The 2,968-nt window shown below is 43.6% G+C and carries 3 protein-coding genes; all 3 read right to left on the bottom strand.

Going from position 1 to position 2,968, the window contains the following annotated elements; genetic code table 11:
* Positions 1-991 (bottom strand): electron transfer flavoprotein subunit alpha/FixB family protein (locus tag KO361_04445; GenBank protein ID MCC7574815.1); only part of this gene is annotated, 991 nt, incomplete at its 3' end.
* Positions 992-1,007: 16 nt separating this feature from the next.
* On the bottom strand, positions 1,008-1,787 hold the full coding sequence (locus KO361_04440) for an electron transfer flavoprotein subunit beta/FixA family protein (GenBank protein MCC7574814.1): 780 nt from the start codon (positions 1,785-1,787) through the stop codon (positions 1,008-1,010).
* A 12-nt stretch (positions 1,788-1,799) separates the two neighbouring features.
* Entirely contained in the window at positions 1,800-2,939 is a 1,140-nt protein-coding gene (locus KO361_04435; protein MCC7574813.1) for an acyl-CoA dehydrogenase, read from the bottom strand.
* Positions 2,940-2,968 lie beyond the last annotated feature (29 nt).

Below are 2,968 nucleotides of genomic sequence, written 5' to 3'. Positions count from 1 at the left end.
CTTTAATCTGAGTTACAAGTTCAGGTATGACCTTGGTATAGTCTCCTACAATGGCAAGGTCAGCCACCTTCATTATTGCAGCATTTTCATCCTTGTTTACAGCCACAATATATCCACTGTCCTGCATGCCTGCCAGGTGCTGTATTGCTCCTGATATTCCAACTGCTATATAGAGTGCCGGCCTTACCGTCTTCCCGGTTTGTCCAACTTGATATGCCTTGTCTATCCAGCCATTGTCAATAGCAGCTCTGGAACCACCTACAGTTCCCTCAAGCACATCTGCCAGTTCCTTCAGAACTTCAAAGCCTTCCTTGCTTCCAAGCCCTCTTCCTCCGGATACAATTACCTTTGCTTCTCCAATGTCCACTACATCCTTCGCAAGTTTCACTACTTCCTGTACCTTTATCCTTATGTCGTCCTCTGAAACATCTGCGCTCACTTTTTCTATCCTGTCAGCCTTCACATCGGCTTTCTCAAGTTTATCGAAAACCCCCGGCCTTACTGTTGACATCTGCGGTCTGTGGTCCCCGCAAACTATTGTTGCCATAAGATTCCCACCAAAAGCCGGTCTTGTCATCATGAGATTGTTCGTCTCCGCATCTATGTCGAGTCCGGTACAATCGGCTGTAAGTCCCGTAACGAGTTTGGCTGCCAGTCTTGGTCCCAGATCTCTTCCAATGAAGCTTGCACCTATAAGTACTATTTCCGGTTTTTTCTCTTCTACAAGGTCTGCAATTACCTTTGTATATCCGTCCGTAGTATAGTGTTTCAATAGCGGACTGTCTGCATACAGCACCTTGTCTGCTCCATACGCAGTCAATTCTTCTGCGGCATCATCTATATCGCTTCCGAGAAGTACTGCAGTCAGATCAACCTTTAATTTATCTGCAAGTTCTCTTCCTTTTCCCAATAATTCCAGAGCTACTTTTTGAAGTTCACCGTCTCTCTGTTCAGCAAATACCCATACACCTCTGTAGTCTGCTATATTCATTACGAATCCCCCCCAATTAAATAACATGCTTTTCTCTTAATTTTGAAATTGCATATGCTGCTGCTTCTTTTACCGGCTTGTTGACAATCTCTCCTGCCCCTCTTGCTTCTTTTGTAGCTGATCTCTTTACCTTCGTAGGAGAACCTTTAAGTCCAAGACGCTCCCTGTCAACTTCAAGATCGGCAGCGCTCCACACTTTTACTTCCTTGTTGAAGATTTTAAATATATTCTTCATATGCATATATCTTGGATTGTTCAATTCTTTTATAGCAGTAAGCAGTACCGGCGTATTGACTTTCACTGTTTCATACCCGTCTTCCCATGCTTTTCTAACTGTAACCGTACTTCCATCCACATCGACCTTTTCTACATAAGTTATCTGCGGTATTCCCAGAAATTCTGCTATTTCAGGTCCAACCTGTGCGGTATCTCCGTCTATTGCCTGTCTTCCTGCAAAAATTATATCGTAGTCCAGTTTCCTGAGTGCTCCTGAAAGTGCATATGCTGTGGCGCAGGTATCTGCTCCTGCAAAAGCCCTGTCAGATATGAGTATTGCCTCGTCTGCACCCATTGCAAGTGCTTCCCTCAGTGCCGACTCTGCCTGGGGTGGTCCCATGCTTATTACTGTAACCTTTCCACCTGTTTTTTCTTTAATTGCAATTGATTCCTCAAGTGCATTCTTGTCATCTGGATTTATTATCGAAGGAACACCTTCTCTTATAAGCGTTCCTGTCTTTGGATCTATTTTGACTTCATTTGTGTCCGGTACCTGTTTTAAACAAACAACAATATTCATTAGGCGTTCCTCCTATTTAAATATATTTCCTGAAATGACCATTTTCTGTACTTCCGAGGTTCCTTCATATATTTCAGTTATCTTTGCATCTCTCATCATTCTCTCTACTGGATAGTCCTTTGTATATCCATATCCTCCAAAGAGCTGTACAACCTTTGCTGTAGTCTCCATGGCAACATTTGCTGCCATAAGCTTGGCTCTTGCTGCATCTACTGTATAGGATACATGTGCATCCTTGCTCAATGCTGCCTTGTACACAAGGTATTTTGCAGCCTGTATTTCAGTATCCAGATCGGCAACAGTCCATGCCAGCCCCTGGAACTTGCTAAGTGATCTTCCAAACTGTTTTCTTTCTTTCATGTATTCAACTGCTTCCTCCAGGGCGCCTTCTGCTATTCCAAGTGCCTGTGCTGCTATACCGATTCTTCCTCCATCAAGAGTCTTCATTGCTATTCCAAAACCTTTTCCTTCTCTTCCTACAAGATTCTCCTTTGGAACTATACAGTCCTCGAATATCAGCTCCGTAGTTGATGATGCCCTTATTCCCATTTTGTTTTCAAGTTTTCCTATTGAAAAGCCCGGCATTCCCTTTTCAAGTATGAATGCTGATATGCCATGATTTCCCTTGCTCCTGTCTGTCATTGCAAATACCACGAATATGTCTGCAGCTCCACCGTTTGTTATGAATATTTTCTGACCGTTCAGTATATAATGGTCTCCTTCAAGTACAGCCAGACTCTGCTGTCCGGATGCATCCGTACCTGCATTGGGTTCTGTAAGTCCAAATGCACCTATCTTTTCTCCCTTTGCAAGGGGAACCAGATATTTCTGTTTTTGTTCTTCCGTGCCGAACTGTTCGAGAAGCGATGCACAGAGCGATGTGTGTGCCGAGAGTATGACTCCCGTTGAGGCGCAGGCCTTGGAAAGTTCTTCCACAGCTATTATATAAGACAGGGTGTCTCCACCTGCCCCGCCATATTCCTCCGGGAAAGGTATCCCCATCATGCCGTATCTGGCCATCTTTTCTACTGTTTCTCTTGGAAACCTTTCTGTCTCGTCTATTTCGGCAGCCAGGGGTTTGACTTCATTTTCTGTAAATTCTCTTACCATTTGTTTTACAAGTTCCTGTTCCCTAGTCAATGTAAAATCCATTCATTTTACCTCCTTATATCTTTTAATTG

It is taken from the genome of Candidatus Woesearchaeota archaeon (genome assembly GCA_020854775.1).
GTDB lineage: Archaea > Nanobdellota > Nanobdellia > Woesearchaeales > 21-14-0-10-32-9 > 21-14-0-10-32-9.
The sequence above is the reverse complement of the archived record's forward strand: the minus strand, read 5'-3'. Positions and strand labels throughout refer to the sequence as shown.